The 18285-nt window shown below is 41.7% G+C and carries 18 protein-coding genes and 2 pseudogenes; 15 read left to right on the top strand and 5 right to left on the bottom strand.

Annotated elements, in window-relative coordinates:
* Nucleotides 1–84: 84 nt before the first annotated feature.
* The 6 genes from DXB83_RS05435 to cytX all read left to right on the top strand — a co-directional run bounded on the left by DXB83_RS05435 (nucleotide 85) and on the right by cytX (nucleotide 4417).
* Nucleotides 85–441, top strand: a complete 357-nt coding sequence (locus DXB83_RS05435) for a hypothetical protein (RefSeq protein WP_330411380.1) — start codon at nucleotides 85–87, stop codon at nucleotides 439–441.
* A 124-nt stretch (nucleotides 442–565) separates the two neighbouring features.
* A complete protein-coding gene (locus DXB83_RS05430; protein WP_117761814.1) occupies nucleotides 566–907 on the top strand; it encodes an arsenate reductase family protein in 342 nt (113 codons plus the stop codon).
* 25 nt (nucleotides 908–932) lie between these two features.
* Nucleotides 933–1634: a hypothetical protein gene (locus tag DXB83_RS05425; protein WP_117761815.1), complete on the top strand. Its 702-nt coding sequence runs from the start codon at nucleotides 933–935 to the stop codon at nucleotides 1632–1634.
* A 78-nt stretch (nucleotides 1635–1712) separates the two neighbouring features.
* Entirely contained in the window at nucleotides 1713–2576 is an 864-nt protein-coding gene (locus DXB83_RS05420) for a serine hydrolase domain-containing protein (RefSeq protein ID WP_055228665.1), read from the top strand.
* Nucleotides 2577–2790: 214 nt separating this feature from the next.
* Nucleotides 2791–3141, top strand: coding sequence for an arsenate reductase family protein (locus DXB83_RS05415; protein ID WP_022462799.1), 351 nt, complete (start codon nucleotides 2791–2793; stop codon nucleotides 3139–3141).
* 115 nt (nucleotides 3142–3256) lie between these two features.
* A complete protein-coding gene (gene cytX, locus DXB83_RS05410; RefSeq protein ID WP_022462800.1) occupies nucleotides 3257–4417 on the top strand; it encodes a putative hydroxymethylpyrimidine transporter CytX in 1161 nt (386 codons plus the stop codon).
* A 321-nt stretch (nucleotides 4418–4738) separates the two neighbouring features.
* Here cytX and DXB83_RS05405 read toward each other — a convergent pair whose 3' ends face one another.
* Nucleotides 4739–6457, bottom strand: a complete 1719-nt coding sequence (locus DXB83_RS05405; RefSeq protein ID WP_117804406.1) for a glycoside hydrolase family 2 protein — start codon at nucleotides 6455–6457, stop codon at nucleotides 4739–4741.
* Between the two features lie 146 nt (nucleotides 6458–6603).
* On the opposite strand from DXB83_RS05405, the gene DXB83_RS05400 reads away from it, so the two are divergent.
* On the top strand, nucleotides 6604–7446 hold the full coding sequence (locus DXB83_RS05400; protein ID WP_055268294.1) for a helix-turn-helix domain-containing protein: 843 nt from the start codon (nucleotides 6604–6606) through the stop codon (nucleotides 7444–7446).
* Nucleotides 7447–7903: 457 nt separating this feature from the next.
* Nucleotides 7904–8047: pseudogene (locus DXB83_RS17255) on the top strand (group II intron reverse transcriptase/maturase); the annotation flags it as partial.
* A gap of 25 nt (nucleotides 8048–8072) precedes the next feature.
* Here the strand turns inward: DXB83_RS17255 and DXB83_RS16345 are convergent.
* Nucleotides 8073–8360, bottom strand: a complete 288-nt coding sequence (locus tag DXB83_RS16345) for a hypothetical protein (RefSeq protein WP_118700397.1) — start codon at nucleotides 8358–8360, stop codon at nucleotides 8073–8075.
* Between the two features lie 219 nt (nucleotides 8361–8579).
* Between DXB83_RS16345 and DXB83_RS05390 the strand changes: the two genes are divergently transcribed.
* The 6 genes from DXB83_RS05390 (at nucleotide 8580) to DXB83_RS05365 (ending at nucleotide 16113) form a co-directional block, all read left to right on the top strand.
* Entirely contained in the window at nucleotides 8580–9275 is a 696-nt protein-coding gene (locus tag DXB83_RS05390) for a polyphosphate polymerase domain-containing protein (protein WP_117510843.1), read from the top strand.
* Nucleotides 9276–9286: 11 nt separating this feature from the next.
* On the top strand, nucleotides 9287–9964 hold the full coding sequence (locus DXB83_RS05385; RefSeq protein ID WP_117804407.1) for a DUF4956 domain-containing protein: 678 nt from the start codon (nucleotides 9287–9289) through the stop codon (nucleotides 9962–9964).
* 1 nt (nucleotide 9965) lies between these two features.
* Nucleotides 9966–11447: a CotH kinase family protein gene (locus tag DXB83_RS05380; RefSeq protein ID WP_158565834.1), complete on the top strand. Its 1482-nt coding sequence runs from the start codon at nucleotides 9966–9968 to the stop codon at nucleotides 11445–11447.
* 198 nt (nucleotides 11448–11645) lie between these two features.
* Complete coding sequence (locus DXB83_RS05375; RefSeq protein WP_243002035.1) at nucleotides 11646–13625, top strand: hypothetical protein; 1980 nt, start codon at nucleotides 11646–11648, stop codon at nucleotides 13623–13625.
* Nucleotides 13626–14134: 509 nt separating this feature from the next.
* A complete protein-coding gene (locus DXB83_RS16340; protein WP_147398805.1) occupies nucleotides 14135–14713 on the top strand; it encodes a HEAT repeat domain-containing protein in 579 nt (192 codons plus the stop codon).
* A complete protein-coding gene (locus tag DXB83_RS05365; protein WP_117510833.1) occupies nucleotides 14710–16113 on the top strand; it encodes a glycosyltransferase family 2 protein in 1404 nt (467 codons plus the stop codon). Before DXB83_RS16340 ends, DXB83_RS05365 begins: the two co-directional genes overlap by 4 nt.
* Nucleotides 16114–16169: 56 nt before the next feature.
* On the opposite strand, the pseudogene DXB83_RS05360 reads toward DXB83_RS05365, so the two are convergent.
* Nucleotides 16170–16412, bottom strand: a pseudogene (locus DXB83_RS05360) (IS630 family transposase); the annotation flags it as partial.
* Nucleotides 16413–16504: 92 nt separating this feature from the next.
* Between DXB83_RS05360 and DXB83_RS05355 the strand changes: the two are divergent.
* Nucleotides 16505–16768 carry an HNH endonuclease gene (locus DXB83_RS05355; RefSeq protein WP_242991206.1) on the top strand — a complete coding sequence of 88 codons (264 nt, stop codon included), beginning with the start codon at nucleotides 16505–16507 and terminating at the stop codon, nucleotides 16766–16768.
* Nucleotides 16769–17075: 307 nt separating this feature from the next.
* Here DXB83_RS05355 and DXB83_RS05350 read toward each other — a convergent pair whose 3' ends face one another.
* Together DXB83_RS05350 and DXB83_RS05345 are read right to left on the bottom strand one after the other, a co-directional pair.
* Nucleotides 17076–17453: a DUF2800 domain-containing protein gene (locus DXB83_RS05350; RefSeq protein WP_330411384.1), complete on the bottom strand. Its 378-nt coding sequence runs from the start codon at nucleotides 17451–17453 to the stop codon at nucleotides 17076–17078.
* 380 nt (nucleotides 17454–17833) lie between these two features.
* Nucleotides 17834–18016 carry a hypothetical protein gene (locus DXB83_RS05345; protein ID WP_117510831.1) on the bottom strand — a complete coding sequence of 61 codons (183 nt, stop codon included), beginning with the start codon at nucleotides 18014–18016 and terminating at the stop codon, nucleotides 17834–17836.
* Nucleotides 18017–18285 lie beyond the last annotated feature (269 nt).

The raw sequence follows: 18285 nt of genomic DNA, 5'->3' as shown, positions 1-18285 counted from the left end.
ATCAAGAGGAAACATAAAATAATGACTTATGATAATCGAGAAGACCAGTTTTTACGCTAGCGATTGCAGAAAGAAATCCCGATTTTGAGGGCATTAATCCAGAATTTGTATCAGGAACTGGACCGGAAGTTTCATTTAAACGGAGCAAAAATCCCGATAACTTTTGGATTTGACACGGATTCTCTGGGATCCTATACAAGACGACATCTGCAACAGGTACCTGACCCCGCGAACACGGGAAATGCATCAGATCATTTTTGGACACTTGAGAAGCGCATTAGGCAGGACAAGAAAAATCTAGGAGTTCTGATTGAACTTCGGAAATCTACGGCAATTTGGGATATTGCATATTTAGTCGGAGATGGAGTTATTAAGATGGATGAGCTCGAAGGATTTAGTGAGGATCTGATTGATGCAGTAAAGCTGATTCTAGGCAGATAAAGGTTCAAAAGGTCGGAATTAAAAAGTAAGAACTGAAATCTTGTATAATCAAGGAAGAAAGTATGTAAGATAATACGCAAGATTATGGCATACGGCAATTTTGGCTCCAGAAGGGAATATTACAATGAATATACAAATATTTGGAACAAAGAAATGCAACGATACAAAGAAAGCCGAGCGTTTTTTCAAAGAGCGCGGCATCAAGTATCAGTTTGGAGATATGAAGGAAAAAGGCATGAGTAAAGGGGAATTTAATTCTGTAGCTCAGGCAAATGGCGGACTGGAAAATATGATTAATTGGGATGGCAAAGACAAAGATTTATTAGCTTTGATTAAATACATTGCCGATGAGGATAAGCTTCAAAAAGTGCTGGAAAATCCATCTGTAATTAAGACGCCGGTGGTCAGAAATGGAAAACTTTCTACGCTCGGTTATCAGCCGGAGATATGGAAGAAGTGGCAATAGAAAAGCTGGGAGGAAACATGAAAGAATGACTTATTATGATCAAGAAAACCAGTTTTTACGCCAGCAGTTACAGAAAGAAATCCCGATCTTGACAGCATTAATCCAGAAGTTGTATCAGGACCTGGACCGGAAGTTTCATTTGAACGGAGCAAAAATACCGGTAACATTTGGATTTGAGACAGATTCTCTGGGATCCTATACAAGGCAGAGTGCTCATGAAAAGGAACATTTTCATTTTTCCCTGCTCTTTGTTGCGTATGGAGTCAACAATCCGTTGTCAAAAGAGGACCGTATCGATTTATTCAAGCATGAATATGCGCATTACATGCAGTACAATATGCGGATACCTGAGAAGTATAAATGGCAGGCTGGAACACATGGAAGTGCGTGGAAATATTGTTGTTCTCTTATAGGTGCAGCACCGACACCTTATTATAAGGCAGGAGAGGCGCTGTTGGATCATAACTATGATAAAGTATTAAAAAGCCGGATTCATGATAAGACAGTGCCGATTCGAGATACGTATCAGCGCCAGCAGAAAGCACAGAAGCAGAAGGATGAAGTTGTTCAATATAAAATTGGAGACAATATCACACATCCGAAATTCGGAGATGGAATCATAGAAAAGATTAATCTGAGATCTGGTGGAGTTCATCTTCATATTCGGTTTGATGGTGAGGTGAAATGTATTGATCAGAAGTGGTTGATGAGGAGGAAATATACATAGGTTTATAAAAATTTCAGAAAGACAACATGGCAAAGATACTACAAATTATTATAGTAAAAATAAAGGAGGAACCTAGCTATGGACATATCTGATTTTATAGGAGCTGCAAAAACATTTCACGTTCTTGGAATAAAGGTCACAAAAGATGGCGACCTCATAAATGAATGGTACAGCGAACCCGAATGCCGTAGAAATATCTATTCTGCAACGAAGAGCTTCACATCCTGTGCAGTTGGTTTTGCTGTCCAGGAGGGATTATTGTCCTTGGATGAAAAACTGACCGATGCCTTTCCCGAAGATTTACCCGATGTGATCGATGATAATCTGAAAATGGCAACGGTTCGAGACCTGCTTACGATGTGTTTAGGACAGGAACAGGGCAGCCTTATGGGAGAACAGCGGCCATTATACCAAGAGGATGACTGGGTAAAAATGTCTTTGGCGATTCCGTTTCAATATAAGCCAGGTACACATTTTGTATATAATAATGTTGGTCCCTACCTGGCAGGCATTCTTGTACAGAGACGTTCCGGATGCGATCTGGTCTCTTATCTTACACCAAGGCTTTTTAAACATCTTGGAATCAAGCGGCCGACATGGGAGACAGATCCTCTTGGAAACAGTTTTGGCGCAGGTGGATTGTTCCTTACACTTTCTGAACTTCATAAATTCGGATTGTTTTACCTGAATAAGGGAAAATGGAATGGAAAACAGATTTTATCCGAAAAATGGATAGAAGAAAGTACAGCAGCATCCGATACAGACAATTATGGTTATCTTTTCTGGAGAGGAGAATACAATTCCTACCGGGCGGATGGAAAATATTCTCAGATTTCTATGATCCTTCCGGACAAGAATGCGGTTATTTCGATGGTCGCAGAATGCCGGAACGGGGAAGAACTTATGAGTGCTTTGTATGATTTGGTATGTGCAAAGTTATAGATTATTATTGCATAATTGTGAAAAAGGAAAGACCAAAAGAGCTCAAACAGCTCGTCTATATAAGATAGATGGGCTGGATTCCGAAGCTGATGAAGGTGCTGGAATTGATCTTGGAAGAAGGAAAATAATTGCCGATCCTCCGTTCCTGTGCTGAAATGATTCCGGCAAAAGATACAGGATTATGGATAAATTATATTTGATTGGAGATGGAGAAATGTTATTTATATGTTACCCAAAATGCTCAACCTGCCAGAAAGCGAAAAAATGGTTAGATGCACAGAAAATAGAATATACCGAGCGCAACATCGTGGATGTGAATCCAACCTGCGGTGAGTTAAAGGAATGGTATTCTAAGAGCGGCTTTCCACTTAAAAAGTTCTTTAATACCAGCGGCCTTCTTTATAAAGAAATGAAACTGAAGGACAAACTTCCTGCCATGAGCGAAGAGGAACAGCTGCAGCTTCTTGCCACGAATGGTATGCTGGTGAAACGCCCGCTGCTGATCGATGGTGATACCGTGCTGATCGGCTTTAAGGAAGCAGAATGGTCTGAAAAGCTGGGATGATTGGAGAAAGATTGGGAGTCAGATGAACGGATAGAGTAAATTCATTGCCGCATTTTCCCTTCTGTGCTAAAATGGTTTCCGGTATGAAAATTTAAGCAAAGAGAGGAACATGAAAATGAACGAAAAACGTACCGGCCTGTTCGAGAATGGCCTGATCTGGTTTGGGGCAGGTGTCTCGATTGCCGAAATCCTGACCGGAACCTACCTTGCACCGCTCGGCATGGGAAAAGGTCTGGCAGCGATTCTTATCGGCCATATCATCGGATGCCTGATGCTGTTTCTGGCGGGCGTGATCGGCGGAAGGGTCAGAAAAAGTGCCATGGAAACTGTAAAAATGAGTTTTGGACAGAAGGGAAGCATCCTTTTTGCTGTCCTGAATGTATTGCAGCTCGTTGGCTGGACCGCCATCATGATCTATGACGGAGCGCTCGCCGCAGACGGCGTAATGCATACGGGCAGATGGATCTGGTGCCTTGTGATCGGAGTCCTGATTATTCTCTGGATTGTGATCGGAATCACGAATCTTGGTAAAATCAACACGGTTGCCATGGCAGCATTATTTCTGCTTAGCCTGATCCTGAGCAAGGTCATCTTTGCCGGAGGCGGAGCAGGAGCGCCATCGGATGACAGTATGACATTCGGTGCAGCAGTAGAACTTGCGGTTGCGATGCCGTTATCCTGGCTGCCGCTGATCAGCGATTACACAAGAGAAGCAAAAGAACCGGTCAAAGCAACGGCCATCAGCGCGGTTGTCTATGGAATCGTCAGCTGCTGGATGTATGTGATTGGAATGGGAGCAGCGATCATCACCGGAGAATATGACATCGCGCAGATCATGCTGAAGGCAGGCCTTGGCATTGCGGGCCTTCTGATTATTGTATTTTCAACAGTAACAACGACATTTCTGGATGCCTACTCCGCAGGAATTTCCAGCGAGACCGTCGTAAGCAAATGGAATGGAAAGCATGTGGCCATCGTTGTCACCGTCATTGGAACCATCGCAGCGATTGTATATCCGATGGACAACATCACAGATTTCCTCTATCTGATCGGCTCGGTCTTTGCACCGATGATCGCAATTCAGATTGCCGACTTTTTCCTGCTGAAACGGGACAAGAGCAGCCTGGCCGTACATATTCCGAATCTGATCATCTGGGTGATTGGATTTGTGGTATACCGAATTCTGATGAACATCGACATGCCGCTGGGAAACACTCTGCCGGATATGGTGATTACGATTGTAATCTGTCTGATCGTTGGAAAATTTGTTTCATAAAAAGTGAATAAAAAGATCAGATGACTGTTCTGCCTGCATTTGAGCAGGCGGGGCAGTCATTTTGTGTGCCGAGCATGGCACTAATCTTGCTGGTGCAAGTCCAGTCACGGGTATTTACCGCCAAGTGTAGCGGACAATAAATTGTTTAATCCTCTTAATGTCCGTGTATAGCAGATTTGTTTGTACAGTTTTTCAAATTTGCTCATTTATAGCTATACATTTAAAAGTTTTGCACTTGCTTTTTATCTCACCAAGAAAATTGTAAGAGGGTCAGACCCCAATGTCTCTCACACGCTTTCTTTTATACTCTGCGAGATGCTTTTAATCCTCGATTGCTGCCTTACGGGCATTGATTGCCTTTATCACATCCATATCAAACTTGGGTTTACGTTCATAGGTATACAGACCGTTTAACTCCTGCTCCACATCATACAGCTGGGTATAGCAGAAGGCAAACATATGGGGATTGTCCAAAAGGGCATCGGTCAGTCCCTTATATCGGTTCAGGAATTCCTCCTTGGTAGCAGGACCTGCACCATAGCCCCAGCCATCCTTTTCAACACCTTCCTCGTCCCACTTGATACCGCCATACTCACTGATGAAGGTAGGGATACCCTTTACAGGTGTCTGCCTGTAGCCATGATTATCTTCCAAATCACCTCCCTGTTTAAAGGACTCGTAGGTTGCTGCAAACTTTGCCGGATCCTGCTCATAATTGTGTAAGTCATAGATGTCCGTCACCACATGATAATTTCCGCTGGTATCAATGCAGGGTCTGGTGGTGTCATACAGCTTTGTCATCTTATACACATTGGCCAGTAAGCTGTCATCCTGCCTTCTTCCCTCATAATCCCATGTCTCATTAAACGGACACCAGCCGATGATGGCGGGATGGTTGAAGTCTCTCTCCAAGGCTTCCATCCACTCAGGCAGGAAATATTTTAATGCTGCGGGATTGCTGTAATCCAGTCCCCAACAGCCCTGCTCGCCCCATACCAGATAGCCTGCTTTATCGCAGTGATACAAGAACAGAGGCTCAAATACCTTCTGATGGAGTCTTGCGCCGTTGAAGCCTGCAGCCATGGACAGTTCCACATCCTTGACAAGTGCTTCCTCTGTAGGCGCTGTGTAAATGCCATCCGGATAGAAGCCCTGATCCAGCACCAGTCTTTGGAACACGCTCTTATCGTTGATGAGGAATTTCTCTCCATCCAGTCTTACCTCACGCATACCAAAGTAGCTTTCTACCTTATCTTCTCCATAGGTTAATGTAAGGTCATACAGTCTGCCATGACCCGGCTCCCACTTTTCCAGACGGGACAAAGGAAGTGTCATGGTAACGGTGCCGCCCTCTGACTTTGCGCTTACGCTGCCACAGGGCTCTCCCCCATAAAAGGCCTTTGCTTCCAGTGTGCCCTGCCCCTTTACTACCGCCTTAATTCCCAGAGTTGCCTCTGCCAGGTTTGGATAATATTGCACTTTTTCAATGTAGCTTTCCGGTACCCACTCAAGCCATACCGTCTGCCAGATACCTGTCGTTCTGGTATAATCACAGCCTCTGGAGTTGAAGAAATGACTCTGCTTTCCCTTGGGCTGCTTTCCGCCTCTCACATCATCTGCTGCAAAAAGCGTAATGTCATTTTCTCCTTCCTTTACAAGCTTTGTAATATTAAACGTAAAGGAAACATAACCGCCCTGGTGTCTGCCTGCCTCTACTCCATTGATCCATACTCTTGCATCATAGTCCACTGCGCCGAAGTGTAAGAGAAGATCTCCCTTCAGCTCCTCCCCTGTCAATGTGATGGTACGGTGATACCATACGCCGGGGATAAAGTCCTTATAGCCGATTCCGCTCAGATCACTTTCCGGGCAGAAGGGCACCAGGATCTTCTTCTCCCAATCTGTCTTTCCTTCCTGCCATTTCTGATCTATGCCGCTGCATCCAAAGTCAAAGGAAAAATCCCATTCTCCATTCAGGTTTTTCCAATGCTCCCTCTTCATCTGGGGCTGGGGATGCTCCGGTCTGGGTATTTGTGTCATAATTTTGTCCTCCTGTGATCATTTATTTGGGTTGATTTCATTTTTATTTTATATAGTGAAAGCCATAGTTGACAGGCTTGCTCCTTTTTACTACAATGCTGTTATTACATTATTGCAATTTGCTTTCAAAAAATGGAGGAACCACCATGCCTCAGGAAATTACACGCACACAGACTGAAAAATACACTGTCTACACCGGCCCTACCGCGGAAAGCTTTTCTCCCACCATGGCCGGTATCACTTACCCGGATCCTGCCTATGAGATCCTGGTTTATCGCAGACCCCTGTGTGTGTTTGAATACGTTTTAAGCGGCCGTGGACATATCGAGCGAAACGGCAGTATCCTCACTGTAAATGCCGGAGATGCCTATATCCTTACTGCCGGCACCTACCACCACTACTATTCAGACAAAGTTGATCCCTGGACCAAGATCTGGTTCAATGTCAGCGGCAGTCTGGTACAGCATCTTCTCTCCGATTACGGCTTAGACGGTGTCACCCTGATCCCCCGCTTCCATAACGAAACACCTCTGACCCGGATCCTTGATGCCTTTACCGCCGACCCTGTACACTCTGCTGACAAGCTGGCTGTACTGCTCCATCAATATATTCAGGAGCTGGCGGATTTTCTGGCAAACAAAGTTCCCATCAATCCTACTGCACTGGCGATCCGCAATTATATCGATATGCACTTAACAGAAAGTCTGTCCTTGGATCATCTGGCAGATACCGTTTCCCTGTCCCGCTCCAGGCTCATCCACCTGTTCCAGGAGGTATATCATGTTGCTCCCTACCAGTATTACCTGTCCCAGAAGTGCAAGCTGGCCCAGTCCATGCTAAGCCGCACCACTCTTCCTGTTTCTGCCATCTCCACACAGCTTGGGTTCTTAGACCCTCACCACTTTTCTTCCTTTTTCAAGAAACAGTGCGGTCTGTCCCCGGCTTCTTACAGAAAACTCCACACAGCGCCTGGGAATTTTCCCACCTAAGTATTATTCTTTCTAAAAATGGAACCAAGGCAACGAAACTACTTTTTTAAGTACTTTCATTGCCTTGGATTATAGTGTATTTTCTTTCTGTTTACGATACAAAATACAGCTAAAAAGGTATGAATTATTGCTACTACATATTTACTCCTAAGGGAGTCAATTATTTCTTACAGTACTTTCTCCTCATTTTTTTCGGGGACAGGCACCGGAAGCTGTAGCCAATCTCGTGTGGTCTATATTTTTTTGGTGGTCACAGATCAACGATATACAGAAAATGTTAGCTTTGCAGAATAAGCTGCAGTCCAATCGGATTGATATGAAAGGGGTCATACAGGAATATCAGGAGACTCAGAGAACTGCTGAAGTGAGTGAGAAGAAACAAGCCTTTCTTCAGGATTTTAAAGAAATGATTACGGAGGCAATAAGGGCGTTAAAATCGGACACAGAATGGGCAGAGCTGGACTTATCAAAATACTTTGACACACTCAATCATGAAATTCTCATGAACTTACTTCGCAGGAATGAAAAGGATGAACGAGTGGTGCAGCTGATTAAGCGTTATCTGAAAAGCGGTGTAATGGAGAATGGAGTAGTCATGGAAGAAGTTTAAGTCAAAGCTGAAAGGATTATCTTCCCGTAAATCCGTACAGGCAATTAAACCAAGCTTTGTCGTAGCCGATGTATTCAAAATGAACATTCCAGTAGCGTGCCATAAGACGTAAGGTATCATATCCATAGCCGCTTCGTTTTCCGGTTTCATCCTGCATATGGTATCCGTCCATCTCAAAGAATCCCACGCGTATGGTTTCACGCTGTGAAATGGCTTCGGTGGCATAGGGCGATTGTGGATACAGTACGATCACACAGATAAATGTTAATAGTATTTCAAGATATTTTTGGTAGTTTGATATCATACAACATCCCCATTTCATAAGGAATCCCCATTTCCATTATGATTTTTATATATTTGTTTATAAAATATCATATCTTTTGGTATATATTGTCAATAAATGTTGATTTTATCGAGAGTTCATTGTATACTACAAAGTTTTATTCCATATATGGACAAAAAAATTATGGATGTATACTATTGTAGTATTTACTAAAAAGCAAAAGCAGGAGGAAATAATACTGTGCGCGATGTACTGCGGGAAGAAAAGAAATTTCTACTTAATCAGGCAGAAGCATTAAAACTTCGGAATTATTTGTCAAATGTGGTTCATACTGACTCACATAACGGACCGGATGGTTATCAGGTACGTTCTTTGTACTTTGATTCTTTGTCAAATCGGGATTTTCAGGAAAAGGAAGATGGTCTGGAGTTAAGAAGGAAGTTTCGTTTGCGGGTATATAGTCCTGATGCGGATTTTGCACTGTTTGAAATGAAGCAGAAGCAGGGACCTTATCAGCGGAAGCGATCATTAAGATTATCCAGAAGGGAAGCGCAGGCTCTCATTGAGGGTGATTATTCTGTACTTTTAAACAGTGGCAGTGAGTTTGGACAGGAATGTTATTCAATTATGGAAATGTGGGCATACCGTCCTAAAACAGTTGTAGAATATGACAGATTTGCATTTATCGCGCCGGAAAATTCTATTCGAATAACTTTTGATTCTGGAATACGGGCTAATGAAGTAAATTTCAATATATTTGATAGAAATCTGGTGTTAAACAGTGTAATGTCTCCTTTTGCTGTAGTGTTGGAAGTAAAATATAACGGTTTTTTGTTAAGCTATATCAAGCATATGCTTCTGCCCGTTCAGAAAAGCGAGCTTTCTGTGAGCAAATACTGTATGGCAAGACAAATTGGCTGTGACTACAGATTTTAGGAGGAAAGGAAATGAAAGAGACGATTTATAACCTGCTTGCCCAGCAGGGGGATATGACCTGGCAGCAAATTACAATGCATATTCTGGTAAGTGCTGTCATTGGTCTGTTTATTTTTATTTCATATGTGATCTCACATAAGGGAACGATTTACAGCAAAAAATTTGGAGTAACACTAATCGTTCTGACTGTTATGACAGGAACAGTTATGACTGTCATAGGAAACAATATTGCATTGTCGCTTGGTATGGTCGGTGCATTATCTATCGTGCGTTTTCGAACTGCAATAAAAGATTCCAGAGATACTGTATATATTTTCTGGACGATCATTGTGGGAATATGTTGTGGAGTTGGAGATTATCTGGTTGCTGCAGTAGGCAGTTCTGCTATTTTTCTTATCTTTCTTATCATGGGAGCAATCCGCAGTGATAACCGTATGCTTTTGATCATCCGTGCAAAAAGAAGCCGCTGTGAAAATATAGAATCCCAGATCTTTCGTTATTTTGGGACTGGTGCCGTTCTTCGGGTAAAAAATACGACAGAGGAGAATGCTGAGTACATTTATGAATTATCCAGAAAAATACTGGAAAAAGTTCAGAAACAGCATCCGGCTTTAACAGATGATTTCTATAACCTTGGACAAATTGAAAGTGTTAATATTGTAGCTCAAAGCGATGAGATTTATAACTGATATGAAATATAAAATAATAGGATTTACATGCTGCTTTGCGGTTATTCTGATTGCCGTTTTTGCGCCATTGTTTTATAAGGACTACCGAAAAACAGAGAGAATTCATCAGCATGAACAGGAAATTCCCCAAGAACCATGTACGGATCCTGCGGATGGCGGTCTGTGTACATATCTTCCGATTGTCAAAATTGATACAGATGGGGTGGTAATCCCGGGAAGACCCATTAAGGATGATGGAAACAACCGCATTTATACACGTGCTGCTGATGGGGAAACTACAATTGCTGCTCAGATGGATATAATCGGAAATGACAGCAAAGAGTACCATCATGCAAATGAAACGGCAGATGTATCTTCTGCAATCCGCATACGAATGAGAGGTAATTCCTCAAGAGAGTTTGATAAGCCAAGCTATGCCATCAGACTTGTAGATAAAAAAGGGGAAAACAATCCGCTTTCCATTATGGGAATGGATGCGCACCATGAATGGGTATTATACGGTCCCTGGCTCGATAAAACAGCCATACGAAATTATATGTTTTACAATCTTGCCGGAGAAATGATGTCTTATGCGCCAAATGTAAGATTCTGCGAAGTAATTCTTAATGGTGAATATGAAGGTCTATATGTAATGACTGAAATGATAACCGGCGGAAAAGATGGCGCCAGGCTGGGACTTCGTGTAAATGCCAAGCGCAGCACATTTTCCGGATACCTGCTTCGCCTGGATCATCAGCATGCGGGCGAAGAAGCTTTAAACAGCTTTACAACGTATACCTACAAAACCCCCTTCATGCTGCAGATAGAATATCCCGGAAGCAGGAACAGGGATGCCAGACTGACAGAAGAAATCCGGCAGGATTTTTCAAATTTTGAAAAAACTCTGTACTCATATGATTATGACAGGGAAAAACATGGCTACACTTCTATGATAGATGTAGACAGCTTTGTAGATTACTTTATTATCAATGAGCTTTCCAGTAATGCAGATGCCGGAAACTATTCCACTTATATTTATAAGGGAACAGATAATCTGTATCATATGTGTGTATGGGATTTTAATAATGCCTGTAATAACTATTTCGAGGAGGAACTTCCTTATACTGGATTTTTCCTGAACAACCGATTATGGTTTGAAATGCTTATCAAAGATGAGGATTTTACTGAACGGATCATCCAGCGATATCATTCCTTGCGAAAAGGTCTGTTAAGTGAGGAATCACTTTATCGTTATATTGATGAAACCCTTGATTTTATCGCACCAGCTCTTGCAAGAAACGATGCACGATGGGGAAGTGTAGAACAGCAGGCAAAGGGACTTCTGGTTCCGGTATCAAGAAATCTGGACAGCAGATCTGCCGCTGAAGGACAGCTAAAAGGTTACTTGCGAAACAGAGGAAAATGGTTGGATGAAAACATTGAGACTCTGCGTCAGTATTCAGCATCCTCCCGTGTAAAGCAGTATAATGAGGTTAATGATTAAAATATGAAACGATTTATTATCAGCATATCTGCCATCATTCTGCTTCTATTTATTGGATTTATAGCTGTGTTTTATGGCGGATTTTATATGGACTCAGACCGGGACAATCATATAAACACATTTGTCCGGACTGAGAATAAAGAGATACTTATAAAGGACAAAGATAAGTGGAAACCATTTGAAGTCAGGGGAATTGATATGGGAAGCGGTATTCCTGGTGAATGGTCTACAGATTATGCGATCACCAAAGAAACCTATCTGCACTGGTTTCAGCTGATCCAGGAAGCAGGAGCAAATACGCTGAGAGTCTATTCTGTCCAGAATCCGTCTTTTTATAAAGCGTTCTATGAATACAATTCCCAACATGAGGAGCCGTTATATTTACTTCAGGGAATCTGGGTAAATGATTATATACAGAACTCCCGAGTGGATGCATATGCCGACTCCTTTGCAGGAAAGCTTCTGGATAATTGCCTGGTCACTGTAGATGTGATCCATGGAAAACGACTTATCATCAATAATGATGCAGATACAAGTACAGGACTTTATTTACACGATGTCTCGAAATGGGTGCTGGGATATATTATCGGAAATGGATGGGAAGATACAACAGTTGCATATACAGATGAGAAATATCCGGATATGGAACCTTATAAAGGAACCTATCTTATTGCTTCAAAAGATGCCTCTGCCTTTGAATCCCTGCTTGCCAAAACAGGTGACAGGATGCTGCACTATGAATCAACAAGATATGATGAGCAGCGTCTGATCTCCTTTTCCAGTGGAAATGCAACAGATCCCTTTGATTATCCTAAAGAGATTGCAGAATATTTCAGAAAATGTGCCCGGATCGACACAGAACATATAACTGCAACTGATAAATTTATATCAGGTCAGTTTGCCAGCTACAGTGCATCTCCATATGATCAGGATTACTTTTCCTGTATGGAATACACAACATGGAACAGCTTGTCTGATAAAAAGATTGACTTTAGTGACTGTATCACTCCTGACGGAAAACGGAATACTTATCGGGCATATTTAAGACTTTTAAACGAACATCATACAATGCCGGTTTTGGCTGTTGAATTTGGTGCAGCCACAGGACGAGGTGAGATTCATGAGAATCAGGTGACCAGCAGAGGACTTGGATACTATTCTGAAAAAGAACAGGGAAAGATTCTGGTAGATTGTTATGAAGACATTATGGCTGCCGGACTTTCCGGAGGCTGTGTCTATTCCTGGCAGGATGAATGGTTCAAGCATACCTGGAATACCATGTATGCTGTAGATTTAAGCCGTAATATTTACTGGGAAGATGCTCAGACAAATGACCAGCATTTTGGCCTGCTGGCATTTGACTGTGGGGAAAAAGAAAGTGTTTGTTACGTGGACGGTGATACTTCCGAATGGACGGATAAAGATAGGGTGATCCAATATGAAGACGGCTCTTTCATCAGTGTGAAGTATGATGCCTCCGGTGTTTATTTATATCTCCATAAAAAGGACTTTGATCTGGAAAATGACACGCTGTATGTTCCGGTTGATACGACCAAAAAAACAGGCAGTACCCGTATGGAAAATTGTACAGCAGAATTTGAAAGACCTGCAGATTTTGTACTGGTCTTAAATGGAAAAGATAATACTCGTCTGTTGGTTCAGGATCGGTATAATCCCATTCATGCCAATTATGAGGAAGATATTACAGGAAAAGATCCTTATATTGATCCACCAGCCAGGGACAGCGCTGTATTCGAAAATATCAGCATGGTATTACGGGATGTTATTGGTCAGTATCAGGATGCTGCCACACCGTTAAAAACCTTTGAAAGTGGAAAGCTGTATTATGGTAATGGAAATCCATCTGCATCTGCTTATGATTCCAGGGCAGATTTTATCTGTAATGGAGATGATGTGGAAATTAGAATCCCATGGCAGCTGCTGAATTTTTCTGATCCGTCCCGAATGCAGATCCATGATGATTATTATGACGGAAATTATGGCATTGAATCAGTGGGGATCAAAGAGATGTTTATAGGTTTTGGCGGAGAAGGAAATACAATCGAGATGGGAGGCCTTAAACTGAAAGGATGGGAGAATACAGTATCCTACCATGAAAGATTAAAAGAAGCATACCAGGTTCTGAAGACATACTGGACAGGAAAGGAATACGAATGATAGCGCAGCTTGTGATTGTTTTTTATTTTATTGTCTGTGTGGGGATTATCATTTTTAACTGCTTTACAGAGATAATTTCAAGATATCGTTCCTGTGTTCTGAAAAGGAGGGAACAACGATATTGCGAAGAATACAGACAGTTGTTTTCAGAAAATATAACGGAAAATAAAAAGCAGGAAAAAAGGCTGGTTAAAGAGCTTCATTCAGCCAGCAGACTTCTGACGTTCAGTGAAGCATTATCTAAAGTTGAAAACAGTATGCCGGAACAATTCCAGCAGGGAATAGCATCTGTAAGTCGGCTGATGGAAGAACTGATACCGGTTTATAAAAGAAAACCGGATATGGAAAAGGCCTGCCTGGCTTATGTATTTGCCATATTTCATATGACGAAATTCCAGGCTAAGGAAATTGTTTTCCCATTTCTTTTTGACCTGCTTGGAAATAAAAGTCTCTATTGCAGGGAGAATGCTTTGCGGGCATTATACAGTTCAGAAGATATACAAGCGGTTATGCAGGCATTGACATTTCTGGATGCAAATGAGCAGCTGCTTCCGCATAAAAAAATACTTGCAGATGGACTTCTTTCCTTCGATAAAAAAGAAGAACTGATACCACTCCTTTGGAAAAAATTGAGTGAATTTCATCCAAGGATGCAGGTAAGCTTGTTGGATTATATTCGATATGCATCGTCAAACTGGAAGGATGAAATGCTGTCTATGCTGGAAACAAGCCAGGATATGGAAATTCAAATCGCATGTGTCCGCTATTTTGGCAGATATCAGGATGAAAGAAGTGTTTCTTTTCTGCTTCATCACGCTGAAGAAGAAAAGGAAGGGTTCTGGGAATTGCAGAATGCCTGTATTTCTGCTCTTGCTGTGTATCCCGGACCGCAGACACTGGAAATCTTGAAAAAAGAGACTTCCAGTAAAAACTGGTATGTCCGTTATAATGCTGCAAAAAGCCTTGCAGTTCTGAATACAGACAGGGATGCATTAGCTGATATTTTACAGGGAAATGACCGCTACGCAAAAGAAATGTTAGAGTACCAGCTGGATGAAGTAAAAGTACAAAGGGGGGCGGGTTTATGACCGATGCATTTCGTTTTTTTCTGGAATGTGTCAATCTGTTTTTTATTATATACCTGATTGGATATTCCAGCTTTTTGTTTTTGTCGGTTGTAGCAGGCGCAATTGAGCTGTACAGATCATACCGCCTTGAACAGATGCACAATAAACTGTGGCAAAGCTATTACATACCGGTTTCCATTCTTGTTCCGGCTTATAACGAAGAGGTTACGGTGAAGGATACAGTCACTTCACTTCTCAACCTGGATTATAAACTATATGAAATTATAGTAATAGATGATGGTTCTAAAGACAAAACATCTCAGGTTCTGATTGATGCATTTCATATGGAGCGAGTGGAACGCCCGATCCGTCATCTGATCCAATGTCAGCCTGAGGAAGAAATTTATGAATGCCCGAACCAGAAAGTGCCCATTACTTTGATCCGCAAGAAGAATGGCGGAAAAGCAGACAGTTTAAATGCCGGAATCAATGCAGCCAGGTATCCCTGGTTTATCTGTATGGATGCGGACTCTATTTTACAGCATGATTCGCTGGAGAAAATCGTTCGCCCGGTTCTGGAGGACGAAAATGTAATAGCCGTTGGTGGAAGTGTCCGCCCAGCCAATGGTGTTGTCATAAAAAAAGGTCATGTGATAAAATACAGGCTGCCCAGAAATATAATAGCAAGAATGCAATCCCTGGAATATGCCCGTTCTTTTCTGGCAGCACGTATCCTGCTGGATAAAATCAATGCAAACATGATCATATCCGGAGCTTTTGGATTATTTGAGAAAAAAACAGTGATTGCCGTAGGCGGATATGACAACAGTACAATGGGCGAGGATATGGAACTGGTAGTCAGACTTCATGAATTCAGCCGCATGAATCGTAAGCCATATAAGATTGATTTTGCACAGGATGCCATCTGCTGGTCGCAGACTCCGGAAAAATTAAGTGAATTAGGCAAGCAGCGGAAAAGATGGCAGAGAGGATTGTTCCAGTGTATGTGGGGACACCGTAAAATGCTGGCAAACCCACGGTACGGAGCTGTAGGACTTTTATCCTATCTTTATTTTCTGCTTTACGAATTATTGTCACCATTTATTGAACTTTTGGGTGTACTTACAATGGTTTTATCTGTGATGATGGATATGCTGAACGTGAAATTTATGCTGGTATTTCTTGCATACTATGCCCTGTATGGTATTTTACTCACATTAACTGCATATTTTTCAAGAATCTATACCATTGACCAGAGGTTTTCTTTTCGAGAGCTGATCCTTGCTATTACTGCTTGTTTTTTTGAAACAACTTTTCTCCGCTTTTATCTGGAGTTTGTCCGTGTGACTGCATTTGTGGGATACAAGAAGAACAAACTGAACTGGGATAAACTGGAAAGAAAGAAAATGAACAGAATATAGTTTTATTACTATGTCAATTTATCTAGTAGATCAAATAATAAATAACTGGCTACATTTTACGAAACGTCTTCTGGTGAAATTTCATCGGGCTTATAAGTCCAATGATAGACTACTGGATCTGCATTTACTTCATCGAAATATTTATAAATTCTGTCTTCAAGTTCCTGCTTTGTATTAACTCGAATTCCCTTCAGCATCTGCTTTGTCATCTTGCTGAAAAAGCTTTCAATCAAATTTAGCCAGGAACTATGGGTTTGTGTAAATACAAACATGTAGCGTCCTTCTGGTTTTGTTGCAAGGTAGTTCTGAACCTCTTCTTGCAAAATATAACCATGTATGTGCTGCATGTGGAAGAACCCCGAAAGATACAGGGTTTCAGCAGGATCATAAAGTGCCGAGACTTAGAGGGGGAAGTGATGAAATTTCAAATTGGCAACCATTGTGTGATGAATGCAATAACTTTAAAAGTACTGCTTGCAGAGATTGCCAGTTAGATTGTGAAACTTGTTGTTGGGCATATCCTGAAAAATTTAAACCTTTTCATATTCCTGGAGAGTTAGTTAAATGTTTGCGCGAACATGCTCAAAAGCTTGGCAGGAATCCCGATGAATTACTCACTGAAATTATTACAAATTATATTGAAAACCAAAATTAGAAAAACACACAGACTCATGGTTAGTGTAATAAGGGTCTGTGTGTTTTTCTGTTATAGAGGAAGAGAGTAATTATTGTTATGAGGATCAGTGCGGTATTTATATTCCTGTAATTTTTCATCTTTGTTAATCAGCATAGAATAGATAGTCTCTAAGAGGAATGGCAGATAAAGATGTTGTATGTTATAATCTTATAAAATGATGAAAAGTGTAGGAATGGCAGAAGAAAAATTAAATGTGTTATATACCATTGACGATAAAGAATTTCCATCAATGGATTATATAAATGTACTTGAAAAAATGGAAAGGTTATAGAACGCCCAGACCATATTTGGAGTCAATGATGTGAAGTACATCATCCGCTACGATGAGGCAGTCCCCCGTTCCAAAGCCATCCGGTACCCATCTGGAAAAATCAAGTCTTTGTTCTACAAGCACCAGAGGATCTTTACAGAGTTTCTTTGCTTCTTCGAACTGTTCTATGACGAAGTTGCAGTATTCCTCTGTGCAGTTTTCCATCTCCACATCGTAGTAATCCAAATCTGCAGTCGGATCACGCCCGGATTTTCCAAGAGCTTTCAGAACTTTGTATTCACAGAGTTTATGTGCATCTGTTCCCTGCTGTGCATAAGGACTTGCCCGATCCCTGATCTCAGCACATAACCTTACGGATGGTGGGCAGTTCAATCACTGCTTACTTGAGGGAGCGGAGAGCAATGCGTGTTTAGGCATTGCCGATCACCTCCAAAGCTGCGATCACTTCCGGGTATTTATCAGCAGGAACTCCGGTCAGAGTACCATCGGAAGAAAAGGTTGCTACGATCTTCTTCACATCCGCTTTATACTTTCCGGCATCTGCCTTGGCCTTCTGAGCCAGTCTTGCTCTGACATCTTCTTTGGTATAAGTGATGGTTTCGGATTCCTTTTCAGGAGAAACTTCCTGCGCCGCCTCAGATACTTTTTCTGCTTTGACTGTTTTTTACTTTTTCGCTGGAGCTTTCGGCTGTGTCACGTCTTCTGTGGAAGAGTAGATTTCACTAAGCCGTGTGAAGCTGTCAGCAATGGTCTTAAATAACTTCGCCAATTCTTTTTCCTTCATCGTCTTTTGCCTCCTTTGACATATGGTTGACTGCGTTTTTCTTTGCAAGCTGTCTGGTAATGACACTGATTGCAATCAGCACATCTGAGATTTCCTTATCAAGTTCTGCATCGCTGATTATGGCAGCATCTGTTTCTGTAACATTTCCCATCGTTTACACCGCCTTTCTGAAAGACTTTTCCTTTCACTATCCCATGGACACAAAATCCCAAAAAGGGCGGGAGAAAAATTTAAAGTGGTCGGATTGGATTTTTACATTTATATAGAAGAAACCCGCTCAAAGGAAAAAAATTAAAAAAAGTGCCGCCCAATTCGCAGATTCCTGTCCATGGGATAGTGAAGAGATAAATACACATCTCTACCATTTAACGAAAGACTAACTATTAAAAGTCAAGCCTTAAAATGATATTTTTTGAATAA

Origin of the sequence: Blautia sp. OM06-15AC, assembly GCF_003481425.1 — a bacterium.
GTDB classification, from domain to species: domain Bacteria; phylum Bacillota; class Clostridia; order Lachnospirales; family Lachnospiraceae; genus Fusicatenibacter; species Fusicatenibacter saccharivorans.
Note: the sequence above shows the minus strand (reverse complement) of the source record. Positions and strands in the feature narration are given on the sequence as shown.

Excerpts from the sequence above, each read along its gene's own strand:
- DXB83_RS05420 (WP_055228665.1), top strand. The coding sequence starts at position 1,713 with ATGGACATATCTGATTTTATAGGAGCTGCAAAAACATTTCACGTTCTT.
- DXB83_RS05380 (WP_158565834.1), top strand. The coding sequence starts at position 9,966 with ATGAAATATAAAATAATAGGATTTACATGCTGCTTTGCGGTTATTCTG.
- DXB83_RS05405 (WP_117804406.1), bottom strand. The coding sequence starts at position 6,457 with ATGACACAAATACCCAGACCGGAGCATCCCCAGCCCCAGATGAAGAGG.
- DXB83_RS05345 (WP_117510831.1), bottom strand. The coding sequence starts at position 18,016 with ATGGGAAATGTTACAGAAACAGATGCTGCCATAATCAGCGATGCAGAA.
- DXB83_RS05365 (WP_117510833.1), top strand. The coding sequence starts at position 14,710 with ATGACCGATGCATTTCGTTTTTTTCTGGAATGTGTCAATCTGTTTTTT.
- DXB83_RS05425 (WP_117761815.1), top strand. The coding sequence starts at position 933 with ATGACTTATTATGATCAAGAAAACCAGTTTTTACGCCAGCAGTTACAG.
- DXB83_RS05415 (WP_022462799.1), top strand. The coding sequence starts at position 2,791 with ATGTTATTTATATGTTACCCAAAATGCTCAACCTGCCAGAAAGCGAAA.
- DXB83_RS16345 (WP_118700397.1), bottom strand. The coding sequence starts at position 8,360 with ATGATATCAAACTACCAAAAATATCTTGAAATACTATTAACATTTATC.
- DXB83_RS05385 (WP_117804407.1), top strand. The coding sequence starts at position 9,287 with ATGAAAGAGACGATTTATAACCTGCTTGCCCAGCAGGGGGATATGACC.
- DXB83_RS05375 (WP_243002035.1), top strand. The coding sequence starts at position 11,646 with ATGGGAAGCGGTATTCCTGGTGAATGGTCTACAGATTATGCGATCACC.
- DXB83_RS05400 (WP_055268294.1), top strand. The coding sequence starts at position 6,604 with ATGCCTCAGGAAATTACACGCACACAGACTGAAAAATACACTGTCTAC.
- DXB83_RS16340 (WP_147398805.1), top strand. The coding sequence starts at position 14,135 with ATGCAGGCATTGACATTTCTGGATGCAAATGAGCAGCTGCTTCCGCAT.
- DXB83_RS05430 (WP_117761814.1), top strand. The coding sequence starts at position 566 with ATGAATATACAAATATTTGGAACAAAGAAATGCAACGATACAAAGAAA.
- cytX (WP_022462800.1), top strand. The coding sequence starts at position 3,257 with ATGAACGAAAAACGTACCGGCCTGTTCGAGAATGGCCTGATCTGGTTT.